The 16,863-nt window shown below is 43.6% G+C and carries 13 protein-coding genes, 1 tRNA gene, 2 pseudogenes and 1 other annotated feature; of the genes and pseudogenes, 4 read left to right on the top strand and 12 right to left on the bottom strand.

Annotated features, from left to right (window positions below; translation table 11 throughout):
- Positions 1-180: 180 nt before the first annotated feature.
- The 9 genes and pseudogenes from V7K15_RS10375 to rplS all read right to left on the bottom strand — a co-directional run bounded on the left by V7K15_RS10375 (position 181) and on the right by rplS (position 5,061).
- Complete coding sequence (locus V7K15_RS10375) at positions 181-492, bottom strand: ATP-binding protein (protein ID WP_334905383.1); 312 nt, start codon at positions 490-492, stop codon at positions 181-183.
- A gap of 85 nt (positions 493-577) precedes the next feature.
- Positions 578-967 carry a 50S ribosomal protein L7/L12 gene (rplL, locus tag V7K15_RS10370; protein WP_334905377.1) on the bottom strand — a complete coding sequence of 130 codons (390 nt, stop codon included), beginning with the start codon at positions 965-967 and terminating at the stop codon, positions 578-580.
- A 219-nt stretch (positions 968-1,186) separates the two neighbouring features.
- A pseudogene (rplJ, locus tag V7K15_RS10365) lies at positions 1,187-1,735 on the bottom strand (50S ribosomal protein L10); the annotation flags it as partial.
- A 61-nt stretch (positions 1,736-1,796) separates the two neighbouring features.
- Positions 1,797-1,964, bottom strand: a sequence feature (ribosomal protein L10 leader region).
- 77 nt (positions 1,965-2,041) lie between these two features.
- Positions 2,042-2,755, bottom strand: a complete 714-nt coding sequence (gene rplA / locus V7K15_RS10360) for a 50S ribosomal protein L1 (RefSeq protein WP_334905376.1) — start codon at positions 2,753-2,755, stop codon at positions 2,042-2,044.
- Between the two features lie 111 nt (positions 2,756-2,866).
- On the bottom strand, positions 2,867-3,292 hold the full coding sequence (rplK, locus tag V7K15_RS10355; protein WP_292769481.1) for a 50S ribosomal protein L11: 426 nt from the start codon (positions 3,290-3,292) through the stop codon (positions 2,867-2,869).
- Between the two features lie 6 nt (positions 3,293-3,298).
- A complete protein-coding gene (gene nusG / locus V7K15_RS10350; protein ID WP_334905374.1) occupies positions 3,299-3,940 on the bottom strand; it encodes a transcription termination/antitermination protein NusG in 642 nt (213 codons plus the stop codon).
- Positions 3,940-4,161 carry a preprotein translocase subunit SecE gene (secE, locus tag V7K15_RS10345; protein WP_012412090.1) on the bottom strand — a complete coding sequence of 74 codons (222 nt, stop codon included), beginning with the start codon at positions 4,159-4,161 and terminating at the stop codon, positions 3,940-3,942. The genes nusG and secE overlap by 1 nt, the downstream gene beginning before the upstream one ends.
- 312 nt (positions 4,162-4,473) lie before the next feature.
- A tRNA-Trp gene (locus V7K15_RS10340) sits at positions 4,474-4,546 on the bottom strand.
- Positions 4,547-4,698: 152 nt separating this feature from the next.
- The gene (gene rplS / locus V7K15_RS10335) at positions 4,699-5,061 is read right to left on the bottom strand and encodes a 50S ribosomal protein L19 (RefSeq protein WP_273766612.1); all 363 of its coding nucleotides are present in this window, start codon (positions 5,059-5,061) and stop codon (positions 4,699-4,701) included.
- A 154-nt stretch (positions 5,062-5,215) separates the two neighbouring features.
- Between rplS and V7K15_RS10330 the strand changes: the two genes are divergently transcribed.
- The 3 genes from V7K15_RS10330 to V7K15_RS10320 all read left to right on the top strand — a co-directional run bounded on the left by V7K15_RS10330 (position 5,216) and on the right by V7K15_RS10320 (position 9,380).
- The gene (locus tag V7K15_RS10330) at positions 5,216-6,160 is read left to right on the top strand and encodes a glycosyltransferase family 2 protein (protein WP_334905372.1); all 945 of its coding nucleotides are present in this window, start codon (positions 5,216-5,218) and stop codon (positions 6,158-6,160) included.
- A 299-nt stretch (positions 6,161-6,459) separates the two neighbouring features.
- Positions 6,460-8,046, top strand: a complete 1,587-nt coding sequence (locus V7K15_RS10325) for an NCS2 family permease (protein WP_334905370.1) — start codon at positions 6,460-6,462, stop codon at positions 8,044-8,046.
- Positions 8,047-8,321: 275 nt separating this feature from the next.
- Entirely contained in the window at positions 8,322-9,380 is a 1,059-nt protein-coding gene (locus V7K15_RS10320) for a glycosyltransferase family 4 protein (protein WP_334905368.1), read from the top strand.
- 5 nt (positions 9,381-9,385) lie between these two features.
- Here the strand turns inward: V7K15_RS10320 and V7K15_RS10315 are convergent, their stop codons facing one another.
- The 3 genes and pseudogenes from V7K15_RS10315 to V7K15_RS10305 all read right to left on the bottom strand — a co-directional run bounded on the left by V7K15_RS10315 (position 9,386) and on the right by V7K15_RS10305 (position 15,548).
- Entirely contained in the window at positions 9,386-10,045 is a 660-nt protein-coding gene (locus V7K15_RS10315; protein ID WP_334905366.1) for a hypothetical protein, read from the bottom strand.
- A 689-nt stretch (positions 10,046-10,734) separates the two neighbouring features.
- Positions 10,735-14,012: pseudogene (locus V7K15_RS10310) on the bottom strand (efflux RND transporter permease subunit).
- A gap of 30 nt (positions 14,013-14,042) precedes the next feature.
- The gene (locus V7K15_RS10305; protein ID WP_334905364.1) at positions 14,043-15,548 is read right to left on the bottom strand and encodes an efflux RND transporter periplasmic adaptor subunit; all 1,506 of its coding nucleotides are present in this window, start codon (positions 15,546-15,548) and stop codon (positions 14,043-14,045) included.
- A 712-nt stretch (positions 15,549-16,260) separates the two neighbouring features.
- Between V7K15_RS10305 and V7K15_RS10300 the strand changes: the two genes are divergently transcribed.
- The gene (locus V7K15_RS10300) at positions 16,261-16,803 is read left to right on the top strand and encodes a phycobiliprotein lyase (RefSeq protein WP_334905362.1); all 543 of its coding nucleotides are present in this window, start codon (positions 16,261-16,263) and stop codon (positions 16,801-16,803) included.
- The last annotated feature ends 60 nt before the right edge of the window (positions 16,804-16,863 follow it).

Genomic DNA, 16,863 nt, shown 5'->3' with positions numbered 1-16,863 from the left:
AAAAAAATATAGTTTTTTTTGAGATACCTAAAGCAAACCATGTTCCTGTTCGCTTCAAAGGACTTGAGTATATCCGTGTAGGTAGTTACAAAAAGCATATTCCAAGCGCTCAAACTCATACAGTGTTGGGAAATTAGTCAAAAAATCACAATTTTGTAAAATATCATCTAACTCCCTCTCTCAAACTAAGACAATAGGAACATGACATTCTTCAAAAAGTTGTTTTAAGTCTATAAGTGCTTCTTTTTGAAGATTATCAGCATTATCTATGATCATCAATTCTAGTCCAAATAGCTCAAGACTACCAGCTAATCTTGGGCGTAAATCCTGTCGTTTACCTGTTGGCGCAGCATGGTTAATATCCTTCAGTATTTGTGAAAAGAGACGTTTAGAACTCGATGCCGACCAAGCTTTTACATAAGAAACTCGTTTTTTATCTTCATTTCGGTAGTGAAGTGCTGCTCTGGTTTTTCCCACGTTTCTTGGCCCAATGATTAGCTCAATGTCAATTGATATAACACCAAAAAAAGGAGCCTGACTCAGACTCCTTAATAAAAAACTAATAATAGAATTGTGACTACTTAACAGTCACCTTACCGCCAGCTTCTTCGATGCGCTTCTTAGCATCTTCAGCAGCATCCTTAGCAATACCTTCTTTAACAGCCTTGGGCGCAGCTTCCACCAAGTCTTTCGCTTCTTTGAGACCCAAACCGGTCAATTCCCGGACAATCTTCAGCACGGCAATCTTCTTATCAGCTGGGACTGATTCAAGAATTACTTCAAACTCGGTTTGCTCAACAACTTCCTCAACAGCAGCAGGGCCACCAGGACCAGCCATCATCATATTGCCAACGGGTGCAGCAGCACTCACGCCAAAAGCTTCTTCAATTTGCTTGACTAACTCAGAAGCTTCCAGCAAAGACAGAGATTTGAGTTGTTCTAAAATTTGATCGGTTGCAGTAGACATTGATATAACTCCTGTAATTTTGATTATTTATTTGTCATTGGTCATTAGTTTTTAACTATAGACTTTTGACTCTTGACTGATGAACCACGAAGTCTATTCAGCAGCCGTTTCAGTGCTGTTATCTTGTACAGCAGAGGTTTCAGTACTGCTATCTTCTACAGCAGCCGTTTCGGTACTGCTATCTTCTACAGCAGCTGTTTCAGTACTGCTATCTTCTACAGCAGCGCTTTGGGCGCCACCACCAGCTTGCTCTTGGTCGGCCACAGCCTGCAAAGCACGAGCCAGTGAACCAGGAACTTCGTTGATACCCACAGCAATCTTGGTAGCCAAAGCGTTGATAGCTCCAGCAATTTGTGCCATGAGTTCTTCCCTAGATGGCAAGTCTCCCAGTATCTTGATATCTGGTTCTTTGAGTAGACGACCTTCCAGAACACCACCGCGAAGTTCTGTCTTCTTGCTGACTTTTTGGAATTCTTGGTATGCCTTAATTGCTGATGAAAAATCTTCTTTTACCAGCAAAAAGGCGGAAGCACCGTTGAGCAATTCCGAGAGTGGCTGCCATTTTTGATCATCTTTAATGGCAATGCCCATTAGGGTGTTCTTCGTCACCTTACAAACAGTGCCACTGGGACGCAGCCGCCGCCGTAAGTCGGTAATTTCAGAAACTGTTAGCCCCTGATAGTCAATTACCAGTGCCAGAGTTGACTCACTCAAAGTAACTTTGAGGTCAGCTACTATCTCTTTTTTATTTTCTAGTGTTCTACCCATTCCAATCTCACCTCCTTAAAATAATCGGTGATTGCCTACTTGTACGTTTTTTCTCAACCTGAACCCAAACAACAAACCCCAGCTAACTTAGCCGGGGTTGAGTATTAAGACTCCTGATACCATAGTTATCACACCTTTATGCGCGATAATTTTGACAATTAGAGTTTTAACCTCGGCAGGATATTAAGCTATTAGCACCTGCTGTCTCCGGCTTTGCCTATTTAATTTTGTCATTAGTCATTTGTCCTTTGTCCTTTGTCCTTTGCCTTTACAAATGACTAATGACTAATGACTAATGACTAAAAATTAACCTGCTTCGCTCAGTTTCAAATCTCGTAGGGCGCTGATATCAACTTTAATCGATGGTCCCATAGTGGCTGCCACATAAAATGTGCGCCAATAACGACCTTTAGCTCCTGAAGGACGGTTACGATCAATCGTCTCCTGCAATGCCTTCAGGTTGACTAACAAATCTTCAGGCGAGAAAGTTGTCTTACCAAACATAACATGAACAATACCAGTTCGATCAGCCCGGAATTCTAATTTACCAGCTTTGAATTCTGCGATCGCACCTGCTAAATCAAATGTCACAGTTCCACCCTTGGGCGATGGCATCAAACCACGCGGACCCAGCAACTTACCCAGCCTTGCCACTTGTGGCATAACATCGGGTGTGGCAATCAGCTTATCAAAATCCATCCTACCTTTCTGGATTTCGTCAATCAGTTCTTCTGAACCGACTATATCAGCACCAGCGTTGCTTGCTTCGTTTACCTTTTCGCCTCTGGCTATCACCGCCACCCGGACGATTTGGCCTGTACCTTTGGGTAGTGCTACCGTTGTTCGCAACTGTTGGTCAGTATACTTGGGGTCAATTCCCAACCGGATATGCGCTTCAGCAGCTTCGGTAAATTTAGCTGTTGCTGTGTCTTTCAGAAGCGCTAAAGCCTCTAGTGGGTGATAGTCCTTTTCTTCTACTTTTGCTTGCAGCGTTTGCAAACGACGCGATATTTTTGGCATTTTTCTCCTGGGGTAATTCCGAAGCTTCGCCTCTCCCCCGATAATTTTTACTTATTTGTGCCTTGGCATTTGCTAGTTTTTTACTAATGACCAATGACAAATGACCAATGACTAATCTGTGACTGTTATACCCATATTCTTAGCCGTTCCTCCCACAATCTTCATTGCTGCCTCTATGTCGTTAGCATTGAGATCAGGGAGTTTTGTTTGGGCTATTTCTTGCAATTGTGCTTTAGTAATTGACCCAACCTTCTTTTTGTTGGGTTCATTCGAGCCTTTTTCAACTTTCGCCGCCTTGCGAATCAGCACTGATGCTGGTGGTGTCTTGAGTACAAATGTAAAACTCCGGTCTTCAAAAACCGAAATTTCTACAGGGATCACCATTCCAGCTTGATCTGCTGTTTTGGCGTTGTACTCTTTGCAGAACATCATGATGTTGACGCCGTGTTGACCTAATGCAGGTCCCACTGGCGGTGCTGGGTTGGCTTTTCCAGCATTCAGGGCCAGTTTAATGACCGCTACTATTTTCTTCGCCATTTGTATTTAACTCTGTTTCTCTACCTGATTAAATTCCAATTCTACTGGTGTATCCCTGCCGAAAATTGATAGCAAGGCTTTAAGCTTACTCCGCTCTGGAGACACTTCAATCACCTCACCTTCAAAGTCTTTAAATGGACCAGAAAGCACCATTATCTTATCACCAGTAGCCATGTTAATTTTGAGAACCGGCTCCTGTTCGCTGGTTTGTTTGAATATGCGTTCGACTTCTGAAGAACTCAATGGTATCGGGTGGACATGACCTCGACCCTTACTGCTACCACGTTTTTGTTCTGAACCCACAAAATTAATTACATGGGAGGTGTTTCGTACCACCTGCCAGGTATCATCATCCATCATCATCCGCACCAGCACATAGCCAGGAAAAACTTTTTCTTCTGTATGCTGGCGACTACCATCTTTGCGGATTTTCACCGCCGGCGTCTGCGGAATTTCTACTTGGACAATTTTGTCAGCTACATCAAAAGTTTGAATGCGTTGCTCTAAGTTAGTCTTTACACGCTTTTCACAGCCTGAAGCTACTTGCACTGCATACCAGCGTGCTTCTTTTGACGCTGCTTCTGCTGTTTCTGCTGTTTCCTCCGACTGCAACATTGAGTTGCGAGGTTCGTCTGTTGCAAAAGTCATCAGAACACCTGTTTTGCTGCCCAACCAAACAATCCATCGACCAAGTATATCAAAGATGCGGACAGGGCCACCATTAACAACACAGCCGCCGATTCGCTCACTATCTGCTTGCGACTAGGCCAGACTACTTTGTCAAGTTCTTCTTTGGTTCCCTGTATGAAGTTGCCCAAGCTAAACCCATTTGTGTTTTCTGGCAATTCTGCTTCACTTTTTTTCGCCACGACCAATTATCCCCCCGTTTGTCACTCAATTTTGGATTTTGGATTTTAGACTTACCCTATACCTGAAGGCAAAGGCGCTTAATTTTAGATTTTGGTTTGTCGATTTTAAATTTATTCTCAATCTAAAATCGGCAGATTTTGGCTTTTGAATCCAAAATCTAAAATTCGATGATCCAGGTTTGCAGCTTCGACTTATTTCACTTACTGAAAGCAAAACAACTGCAAATACAATGGGTTTACCCGAAATTATTAGCGCTAACTGCTAATATAGCAGCTGCGTAATTATTTCGGGCTTTGTTTTTTGCTCTTGAGCGCGCCCTGGAGGACTTGAACCCCCGACATCAGGTTTTGGAGACCTGCGTTCTACCAACTGAACTAAGAGCGCACAAGCTGTTTTTGATTCACTGATTGCGCTGAACTAAATTTCAGTTTAACGCAATATGCGATTTTTATCATACCTCAATTTTGTTGGGAAAACAAGTCAGCGGCAGATGCCGCTTGAGGCTTGAAATTTCCCCCATACTTTTGAAGGACGAATCACAAAGGGCGGTCAAACCGTTGCTTGATCCGGGTTGCCTTACCTACGCGATCGCGGAGATAATACAGTTTAGCACGGCGGACTTTCCCGCGACGTAATACTTTAATGCTATCAATCCGGGGAGAATGCAACAGAAATACCCGCTCGACGCCCACGCCTTGAAAAACCTTACGGACTGTAATAGTTTCGTTGATGCCGCCATTCCGCATGGCAATCACTACTCCCTCGTAGGGTTGTACGCGGTATTTTTCGCCTTCCTTAATTTTCACTCCCACTTTTACGGTGTCGCCCACATAAATGTCGGGTAAATTCGATTTTATCTGTTCCGCTTCAATCGAGCGGATAATCTCTTGAGCGTTCATAGTCTTTCTGTCTGCTTAAAAAAAAACTCCCAATCATCAATCATAAATCGATAATCCTCTTTCAGTCTACTTGTTAGGATTGATAATTTTACTGATACAACAGCCTAGATATCAAAGCTATATTGCAGAATGCTGTACCACAGGGGTAAAATTTATGAAATTTAGCGTCGTCATCAGTACATATAATCGCTTGAACTTGCTGCAAAGAGCAATTGACTCGGCTCGTAACCAAACAATCGAGTGCGAGGTGGTTATTGCCGACGACTGTTCATCTGATGACACCCAAACATATCTCAAAAGCTTAGGTGACAAGGTTGTTTATCATCGTAACGAAGTGAACCTTGGTCATGCAGCAACGGTAAATGCTGGAGTTGCTAAAGCTAGCGGCGACTGGATTAAGTTTTTAGATGATGACGACTATTTAGCGCCCAACTGTATAGAAGAGATGCTTAAAGCGATCGCACTTCATCCCGATGCTGTAATCTGCTCTTGTGTGGCGGCTCAGGTGGATGGTAATGGAGTTGAACTCGGTCGCACCCCCCAAGTTGGCCCCGGATTAGCTTTTTATGTCCCACAAGCCGATATTCACTACGGTATGCTCTTAGAGCTTGTACCCTTTGGCACGCCTGTACAAGTAGCTTGTCGGCGTGATGCTTTCCTCCAAACTGGTGGTTGGGACTCCACACTTGATGCTAACTGTGATGACATCGATTCTTGGATTCGGATTGCTCAGTTTGGCGATGCGATTTTCTTCAACCAGTGTCTTGCTTACCGGACTATCTGGGCGGGTGCTTATAATCAAAAGTTTTCTTTGTCTCGGCGGTTGGCGACAAATATTTTGATGAAAGAGAAAATTTACGCCTTGGTAAATGACCAACATCGCTCAGAGATTCCCGTCTTTGAGGATATAAAAAATTACCTGAAACTCCATTGGATTTTAGTAGCACTAAAGCAAAGAAATATCAAGAGTTTTCTTTCAATGATTGATCTGTCTATACTTTCTCCTCAGTCTTGGAAGTTTTTGCTAACTGCTGTTTCATCACGCCGCTCTGTGGTAAACAATTCTCCGGTTCGCAAACTTGTGTTGATTGAGTCGTAAGAACTTAAGTAAGTGGGCGTGAATAATTAAAGAAGAATACAGGACTTACGCAAAAAATAGCCCAAACCTTGATTTTCCGGTAGGGGCAATTCATGAATTACCCCTACTACGTATAGTTTTGCGTAAGTCCTAAGATATTTTGCATAAGTCCTATTGTTAAACCGACATTCCGCAGGTTGAGTTTTGTTTTGGGACAGGGAACAGAAAACTATCTGTAACCTATCACCTTTAATACCATTGCTGGTATTCTAAAAGCGGCAAGACCATTGCCAGAAAATTGGCAAAGCAAAAGTAAAACAATGGAAATCGCTACAACCAGAGTACCCCGTTGGTTCGTTCGCAGAGACATTGATGGTTTATTTGGGCTGGCGCTTGATAATTTTATTCAAATTTTATTGATTGTCAGTTTGTGCCAAGGAGTGTTAGGCTTTCCTGCTGCGTTAGTCTACGAACGTATTTTGCCAGGAGTTGCAATAAGTTTGATTGTCGGCAACTTCTATTACGCAAGGCTAGCCAAAGAGCAAGGCTTGCGTGAGCAGCGAGACGATATTACTGCTTTACCCTATGGTATTAACACCGTCAGCCTTTTTGCTTATATTTTTCTAGTCATGTTACCTGTAAAATTGGCAGCAATTTCTGGTGGTGCGTCTGGTGAACAAGCTGCTGAATTAGCTTGGCAAGCAGGACTGGTGGCTTGCTTTGGTTCTGGTTTGATAGAACTTGCTGGGGCTATTGTTGGCGAGAGACTCCGAAGCCTCACCCCCCGTGCGGCACTGCTTTCCACTTTGGGCGGGATTGCCATCACTTTTATTGCCATTGGTTTTCTATTTCGTACCTTTGCCAATCCCGTAGTTGGCTTGGTGCCTTTAGGTGTGATTCTGTTGACTTATTTTGGGCGAGTGAGATTTGGCATACCCGGCGGCTTGTTGGCTGTTCTCTTGGGAATTGCCCTTGCCTGGGGAACAGGTTTGGTAAGTTGGGATCATGCTAAGTTTGCTGCTAGTTTGCAACCAATAAGGCTCTATCTACCTTCTTTGTGGCTCTTAAAATTGTGGAGCGGTCGTTCAGTCTTGGCCGAATATTTCAGCATCATTCTACCAATGGGGTTATTTAATCTTGTTGGCAGTCTCCAGAATTTAGAAAGTGCAGAAGCTGCTGGTGATACTTATCCTACTGCTCCCTGTCTGGCGGTAAATGGTATTGGTACATTGGTTGCTGCTATTTGTGGTTCCTGTTTCCCGACTACTATTTATATTGGTCATCCTGGCTGGAAAGCTTTGGGAGCAAGAGTCGGTTACTCTATCCTCAATGGCATAATCATGGGCTTGCTGTGCCTAACTGGAACTGTGGCAATACTGGCTTACTTTGTCCCAATTGAAGCTGGGATGGCAATTGTGTTGTGGATTGGGATTGTGATTGTAGCTCAAAGCTTTACAGCCACCCCATCCCACCATGCACCTGCTGTGGTTGTTGGTCTATTACCGGGGATTGCTGGTTGGGGTGCAATAATAGCTAAAAATGCACTTCGGGCAGCAGGTTTGGGTACACCGGAAAGACCTTTCACACCAACCTTGATTGAGCAGTTTAAGTTGAGCGATACCTATATTGATGGGGCTTTTGCTCTTGAGCAAGGGTTTATATTTTCAGCGATGATTTTAGCTGGTATTACAGTTTACATTATTGAGCGAAAGTTTCGCCAAGCTGCCTATTGGTCTACGATCGCTGCTGTAATTTCCTGGATTGGGTTGATGCATAGTTATCGTTGGACTGTCGCAGATACAGTTGTTAATTTCGGCTGGGGAACTGGTACGCCTTGGGCTATTGGGTATATAATGCTTGCAATTCTCTTTTTCTATGTCGATTGGCAAGAAAGACGTAAGGCTTGATTGCAGATTCCACAGGTTGATTAAATAATTCGGCTATTTTTTAAAGCCGAAGCCCAACAATACTTTTAGCCAGAAGGCTCCTTTTATCCCGATTTATTGAGCCGTTACTGAATAAGTTTTTAAGCTAAGTGGCTGATTATAAGTGCTAAGAGTTAGTAGTTAGTGTCCATTTTACGCACTACTGACTACTTTTGAGTTGTCACTGAAGACCTCAATAATTATGTTGATTGATACTCAGTTACTTATCTTAATTTTTTATACATATCTCAAAGATTATGCGAATCATACATATTTTGAACCACGTTCAAGAAATAGGTAACGGTATTGTAAATGTGGCTGTGGATCTAGCTTGTTTACAGGCAAAATCTGGTCATGAGGTGGCGGTTATTTCTGCTGGTGGTGAATACGAGACTTTACTAAGTATTTTTGGTGTTAAACAGTACCAACTAGATCAAACTAGGAAACCGATAAGTATGATCAAAGCAGCTATGGGTTATCGAGCGATCGCAGCTGAATTTCAGCCTAATATTGTTCATGCACACATGATGACCGGAGTCATATTAGCACGCATTTTTAAACGACACAACTATGCTTTAGTTTCTACAGTCCACAACGAATTTCAACGTGCTAGCCTGCTGATGGGTTTAGCTGACAGGGTAATTGCTGTCAGCAAGGCTGTGCGAGATTCTATGGCCAGGCGCGGTATTTCCGAAAATAAGTTGCGGGTGGTATGCAATGGAACTTTGGGCAGCCCTCGCACCCATCCAATACAAGATTATCAACCTTTACCATTACAGCGTCCAGCGATCGCTACCGTAGCCGGAATGTATCAACGCAAAGGAATCACTGAATTAATCGCTGCTTTTGCACAAATTGCTTCAGATTTTCCCCAAACGCATCTTTATTTGGTCGGAAATGGCCCTGATAAACAGCTATTTGAGGCACAGGCGCAAGCAACTTCTGTAAAAGAACGTATTCATTTTGAAGGCTTCCAGCCGCAACCTCAACGCTATCTGATATCTTGTGACATATTTGTGTTGGCTTCCCATCGTGACCCTTGCCCCTTGGTACTTTCGGAAGCTAGGGAAGCTGGAACTGCGATCGTTGGGACTCAGGTAGACGGGATTCCTGAAGCTTTGGACAATGGGCAAGCAGGTCTTTTAGTGCCAGCAAAAGATAGTAATGCTTTGGCTGGAGTTTTAGTACAATTACTGAGTAATGCCGATATGCTGCACGAATGGAAACATCGGGCAAAACAAAACCTAGAATGGCTGAGTGTTGCCCGCGTCCATCAGGAAACCCTGGCAGTATATGATGAATTAATTGCAGATTGAGAGCGTTAAGAGTGTAGCGATCGCTTTAATTTTAAAGCTACACCTAAAGCACCAAAGACCAGTACACCCAAAACATTAGTTGATTCAGGAATAGCGGTGTAATAAGCAGCCACTCTGATCGGCCCATCTTTATCCGCTTGCTCTGCTGGCACTGGTGGAATGATTCCAGCACCTGGCGCTAGATTTGGCAGGGTAGCGAATGGATTATAAAACAGGCTTCCGTTTGGGATTACGCCACCACTAAAAGTGATAGTACTACCTTTGATGGTAATGTCTGTAAAAATATCCTTTAGATCAGAGTTATTAGAGTAACCAATCTTGCCATCTCCATTTACATCTCCCCACTGCACTGGTTCATTATCAAATGGTGGAGTAGAATTCCGATTAGTATAGGATAGCGTTTTTAAATCAAAGACCAAGCTATTTATATCGTACCCGGTGGCATTTAGAAAGTTATTAGCTACATCTGGAACACCATATTCTATCACTTGCCCTGGTTGATAGTCTGTAAGGGTTCTTGGCTTTTTTGCGTCGAGTATGTCTTGATTTTTAGTCGTCACAATGGGTTCTACGAAAATGACGGCTCTTGCTGGTGTCAAAGATACAAAACTAATCCCTGCTGCTCCTAGTACAGATAAGGCTATTTTGGTTGCGATTGTAGTCATATATTCTGTCCTATTGATATTGATTGAGAGAATGCTATACCGCGTGGGTTAAATCAAACAGCAAAAACTCACTTTGAAACTGCTATCTACCTGCTAGATAAATAGTGGTTAATGTGTGTCTGCTGAGTGAGTTTAGATTTACTCATAGGTTGATTTATAAAGCAATTCTTGCAATGCTTCACCACGATAACTAGTAATTTCATGCAATCTTTATAAAAAATCTAAATTAGAACTTATGTGTTGACAGATTGGGCAATATGTGGATTTAAAAAATTTGATTCCAGGGGCATCTAGTTTAGGTGTACAGCCATACATAACCAAATTAAACATAACTCTTGTGGGGTGGGCATCTTGCCCGCCCAGTTCATGTAATTTAAATGTGGAACAGCTTATTAGACCTCTTGCAAAAGTCCCTAACACCGCACCCCTAACCCCTCCTCGCTTGCGGGGAGGGGAGACAAAGCGTAGCTTTGGCGGGGTGGGGTTCTTATTTTTGATTTATGCAAGAGGTCTATTGTTTAATAAGGTATCTATATGAGTCGTGGAATTCACATCAGTTTATCGAATAGGCCAAAGAAACCTCAACAAAGGTTCTGCTACGCTTTCACCTGTCCCTCTCCTTGGTAAGGAGAGGGATTAAAGTCAGGACAGGGTGAGGTTTTTGTTTTGCGTAATTCGATATCAGGGATTCAAATCAATTTTTTACTAAATCCACGCAACCTATTTAACACTGGCTTTGCCCAATTTCCACCGAGTAAATCGTGCAGCAGAATATAAAAACAGGGGATGATAAATAGTGTCAGCATTGTTGCGATCGCCATCCCAAAGAAAACTACAATTCCTAAAGGCTGCAAAAACTCAGAACCTTCACCAATGCCCAATGCCAAAGGAAACAGTCCCAAGATAGTCGTGACTGTGGTCATGATAATTGGGCGCAAGCGTTGAGGAGCAGCTTTCATGATCGCAATTTGGCGAGTACAACCTTCTTCTTCCCGAATTTGGTTCGCCAGTTCCACCATGAGAATTCCCGCGTTCACCACAATTCCCACCAGCAGCACGACGCCAACAATTACAGTTGCGCCAATTGCAGTATGGGTAATGTAAAGTCCAAAAATTCCTCCAGCTAACGCCAGTGGTACAGTGAAGATAATTACCAATGGGTCAATCAGGGAATTGTATTGCACTGCCATGACTACAAAGATTAAGAACACTGCCAACGCCCCCAAAGTTTTTAAAGCATCTTGAAGTTGCTGATTAGTTTCTTGGGCAGAACTAGGCACAATTGAAACGCCATCAGGTAAGTCTACATCCTTAAGTACCTCATTGACTTCGGCGATCGCTTCACCAAGACTAGCTCCCTCACTTAGATTACCTGCCACAATAAAAGCTTGGCGCTGATTAATCCGTTGCACCTCACCAGGCGCTTGACCTTCTTGAATGTTCGCAACATCTGAAAGGCGGATTAGTTGATTGTTTTCTGTAAATAGTGGTAATTGCTCTAGCTGGGAAGGACGCTGAATCGCTTCTTTATTTAGCTGCACCCGCACATCAACTAAACGATTACCGCGTTGAATTTGCGTGGGAACTGAACCTTCAATTGCTGTTTGAACTGTTGCACCAATTTGTTGAGCGCTCAACCCTAAAGCTGAAACCCTTTCCCAGTCGGGACGAATTTGGATTTCGGGTTGTCGGGGGTCGGCATCTGGTCGGAATGTCGCTAATTTTGCCCTTTCCTGCAATGCTTGCAGCACTTGCGCCCCTGCTTGCGTTAAGTTTTCTTCATTTTCACCTTGCAGAATCACGTCAACGTCTGACCCTTGCACTGGAGAATTACTCAAGATTAAACCCCGCACTTGACCAGGAGTGAGACGCAGCAAAATTCCTGCTAAGTTGAGTTTGTTAAATTCCTGAGTTACTTTTTTGACGAAGGCTTCGACATCTGTGCCTGGTTTAAGATTGATGGTGCTACTGGCACGTAAAGGATTTTCTGTAGTACTGTTGCCGAATAAATTACCACCCACAGTTGTGAAAGCAGACTGTGTTTCTGGTTGTTTGAGCAAAATGTCATCGACAATTTGCATAACTTTTTCAGAAGTTGCTAAAGGTGTACCAGGAGGAAACTGCGCTTTCAAGTTAGCTTGACCAGTACTGATTCGGGGTAAAATTTCTTGGGGAATTTGACCAAACATAAAGAAGCTACTACCGCCTAAAATTAGCAAAGCAGCCGTAACTACGAGGAGCCGATAGCGTAAAATCTTGGTTAAAAAGTTACCGTATCCCCGCGTAGCATCTTCAAATCGGTGATTAAACTGTCTAAGCAGCCAAAATTCACTGATCCGACTCGACCAGGGAATTCCTAAGAGTCGAGAAGACAGCATTGGCACTACTGTAATCGCAACGACAAGGGATGCCGCGACTGCGAAGCTAATTGTCAAAATCAGTTCATTAAATAGCAGTGCAATAAAGCCACCAATTAACAGAAATGGCACTACAGAAACTAAGTTAGCACCTGTAGCAGCAACTAAAGCAGATTCTACTTCTTGGGAAGCTGCGATCGCACTGTCAATAAAGAATTTGGAATTTCTCCCCGAATCCCCTTCTTGCATCTCTCTCTGATTGGGAGTCATCCCCGCTTTTTCGGAAATGTTTTCTAGAATCACTACCGATGTATCAATTGCTTGGCCGACTCCTAATGTCAACCCTGCTAAACTGAACACATTCAAAGTCAAGCCAAATATTTTCATCAGAGCGATCGCTGCTAGAGTACACAGGGGAATCGTCAAACTGATAATAAATGTTTGCCTGAAGGATCCTAAAAACAACAACACTGCTGCTGCTAACAATGCCCCAGAAATCCCCGAAAAGATGACATCGTTTAAAGAATTACGGATGAACACAGATTCATCTGTGGTCGGACTCAAAGTCATGTCTGCTGGAATTAAACCCGATTTCCGTAATTGTTCAATTCGCCGCTTCACAGCATCTACAACTGTGATTGTATTTGCCTCCGGCTGCTTTTGGATTGAAAATTTCACCGCAGGCTGACGGTTGAGGTAAACAAATACTCGCTGGTCTTCTGTGTCGTCAATTACCTCCGCAAAGTCTCGCAAATAAACCCGGCGGGAAGGCGTAGTGGTAGTGGTAGTGGTATTACTGCTATTAGTGGTATTAACAGTAACAGGAGAAGAGGAGGAAACTTCCAAGGAAAGGTTTTCAATTTCCCTGGCATTTTGGAAACGTCCTACAGTCCGAGTCAATGGCTCGGAATTTTGCCCCAGAATTCGACCACCAGAAGTATCTTGGTTACGGGCTGTTAATTCAGCCAATACATCATTTAACCCCACGCCCAAAGCTTGCAATCGGTTTAAGTCAACAAGCACTCGTACTTCTTCCTCTGCGCCACCAGATACATCAACTGAGGCGACTCCCGGCACGACACTGAGTTCACGCGTTAACTCTTCATCGGCAAATACGCGTAAATCTTTACCCGGCAACGAGGCAGATGTCAGCGCCAATTCATAAACCGGCAATTGGGAAGGATCGACTTTAAATAAGCGCGGTTCCTCTATCGTATCTGGCAGTTGTCCTCGGCCGCGGTTAAAAGCAGCAGTCGCATCGTTTAGGGCTTGGTCAATATCGCCCCCTGGTTGGAAGTATAAATCCAGGTTCACCTGTCCCTCACGGGTGCGGGAAAAAATTTGGACTACATTCTCGGTTGCAGCTAAAGTTTCTTCTAAGGGTCTGGTGATTTCATCTACTGCTACTTCCGGTGAAATACCAGGGGCTTCTAGCCGGACACTAACTCGTGGATAGGTAATTGAGGGTAGGAGATCAACTTGAATCGTTGTGAGAAAAATACCCCAATGACAATTACTGCCACGGTGAGCATCAGTGTGCCAATGTGTTGGCGGATAGCGATCGCGCTGAGGCTAAATCCGCCATTACCATTATTATTTGCTTGTTGCATGATACTAAGTGCTAAGTGATGACTACCCTACTATTGCTTTTCTGAAAGAATTGAAAGACTAACAGTGTCACCTTCTTTTAACGCCTTACCACTACGAACAACATAGCGCTCTCCCACTTGCAAACCGGATAAAATTTCCACTCTCCCATCAGCCCTTTTTCCCAACATTACGGCTCGTGTTGTTACCTTTGTTTTACCTTCTGTGTCTTTGACGACAAATATTGCTCCACTTCGGTCTTGTGATTTTGCCTCTGCCATACCAGATGTGTTAGATGGGGAATTCTGCCGTACATTAGTTTGCGTCTCCCCTGTACCCTTGGATTTATTACTGCCTGCTTTCTGAATAGCTGTTTGCGGCACTACTACGCGCTGTGTTGTCTGGTTTTCAAAATTTACTCGCGCCAGAAGTCCACTACCAATCTTGGCTTGAGCGTTGGGAATCACTACCTCTATAGGTATCAAGCGAGATGTGGCATCGGCAGCTGGGGAAATGCGCGTAACTCTCCCAATTAATGCTTCGTTGGGGAAAGCATCTAAGCGCACTTGTACAGACTGCCCAACCTGAATTTGTGCTAGTTCTAATTCGGAAACTTGGACGACGACTTTGACACGGTTAAAGTCGCCAATTTTTAAGACTTCGCTACCTGCTTGCAGAAGATTGCCCGGTTCTGTCACTTTTTCTGTAACTATGCCAGTGATCGGGGATGTCAGCCGAGCGTAAGAACTGCGTTCTTTAGTTTGGGCAACCAATGCTTGCTGGGCAAGTACTCTACCTTGGGCGGCAGCGACAGCTTGCTGTTCTGTACGAACTTGTTCTTGGGCTGCCCGCAGTGCTTGGGCGGCTGTTTTTGCCTGGGTACGTGATTGCTGGGCCGTTTGTTCAGCGATCGCTCCGGCTTTAAACAACTTCTGCTGCCGTTCTGAGTCTGCCTGAGCTTGTAACACTTCTAGCCGCACCCGTTCAACCTCTGCACGCGCATTGCTTACCTGATTGGTTGCCCTCGCTACTTCTGATTTCAGGGCTGCTAGTTCTGCTTCTGTTTTCTTTAATTCGGTCGAAAGTATGGCATCATCTAACTGCCCAACGTTTTGCCCAAGCTTTACCGGATCGCCGACATCTAAGTTCAAAGCCAATAACCGCGCTTCTACCTGCGATCGCACTGATACAATCCGAAAGGGTATTGTATTACCTGTATATTCTGGTTGTTTTTGTAGCAAGTCAGTTCGAGCGATCGCTACATCTACAGCCGTTGCATTAACACGTTGCCCACTACCAGGACTCTGAGATTCTGCATCAGCCGATTCCTTGGGCAACGCTCCACAATTCGCTGTCAGCAGTCCTATGCCCAGCAAACAGGGAATCAATAGTATAGGTGCAAAAGGGGAAGACACCTTTGTGTCAAAACTACTCTTTACATCTGCGACAGCCACATCAGTCTTTATGACTGAATCTAACAGGATATTAATTACCTGGTTAGCGGCTGCCAAAGGTGAGATTTTCGCCTGCTTCTGCGGCTTATTTCTGTCCAAAATCATTTATTTTTCTCTATTTGGGGAGCTTTTGGGGTTAAACAGCCGTGCATTACCAAGTAATTTTGAGACATTATGACTAATGAAAAGCGGCGAGAATGAAGAGTGCTGAGTTCCTCGGCTTAGAGTGCTGAGTTAAAAGACCACCCGCTTTCTTGTGCGGTATCAACCTACCTCTTGAGTCAAGAAGATTCCGCCCACAAGGGGCGGGGCTTGTACCAAATACATAATTGCTGAGTAGTTTTTTTACTTACTCAGCACCCAGCACTCAGGACTGAGTGTTGTCAATTAGCTATCTTCTTGCAGAATTTTGTATCGAAAACTACTTTTTATCACGAGAAATTCTCACCACTTTAACTCATTACATCGAGTAGGCAATTTTTTAGCTGACGATCCAATTATTAACTTAGTATAAATATTTTTAAATTTATTGCAATCTACCGCTAGTAGAAGACTTGCATTTCCTGAAGATATAAGACTTTTACGCCCCTACTTCTAAATGGGCAGTATCAAATAACTGTACTTAGGCTTATATAGCCAAATTTACCGTAGCAAAATGCCTAGTAATTTTTACGCCTGATCCAATATATTAAGAATAGTAAACATAGATTACTTTTTTTAACGCTGTAAGATTTCGCTCAAGCGATCGCATATACAGCAAAAGAAAGGCCGATATCTACTACAGCTACCAGATGACCTTAGGCGAGGAAAGTTACGAGTGACATCATTCCTAAAAATTGCACAAACTGCTGAGGAATCCCAGATTTGGGAATTTTTCCAGGAATCAATGGGTAAGTGGCAATCGCAACGACGCTACTACACCCTACCTGAGGGAGAAACCAAGGAGATGGAAAGTATACTTACGATCAATTTTCTAGAGCAGGGCTGTGATGAATTGCAAAAGCTAGCTCAAATACACGATTTACCTGATGCAGGTAGTTTGATCTGTGGCGCAGCAGTTACATGGGAAAGTAGGGATGTGCTGAAAGCAACGAAAGAGTCGCAAGGTTCAACATTATTTGGAGTTATGGGAAACATTTTATATCGCGATCGCGGTTTTGCCATATCCAAACCAGTCACCGCCCAGTATTATTTCTCCAACCTGAAAACACTATGTTTGCGAACTGAATATAATAGTTCAGTGTTTGAGGAAGAGTTAAAGCTAATTGGTAGCAAATACCGCACCAGACAAACCATTATCTCCCGTGCTGGTGAGCAGTTGATGATTGGTCAATATTTAGAAAAGAGAGTGGAAAGTTAGTTGATCTCGTGGGTGCGGTTCGCTATCGCCTCACCCCTTTTGGGACTAGCCAGCACTTAG

The sequence above is a fragment of the Nostoc sp. genome (assembly GCF_036919815.1).
Lineage (GTDB): Bacteria > Cyanobacteriota > Cyanobacteriia > Cyanobacteriales > Nostocaceae > Nostoc.
This window is presented reverse-complemented; position numbering and strand designations above follow the sequence as displayed.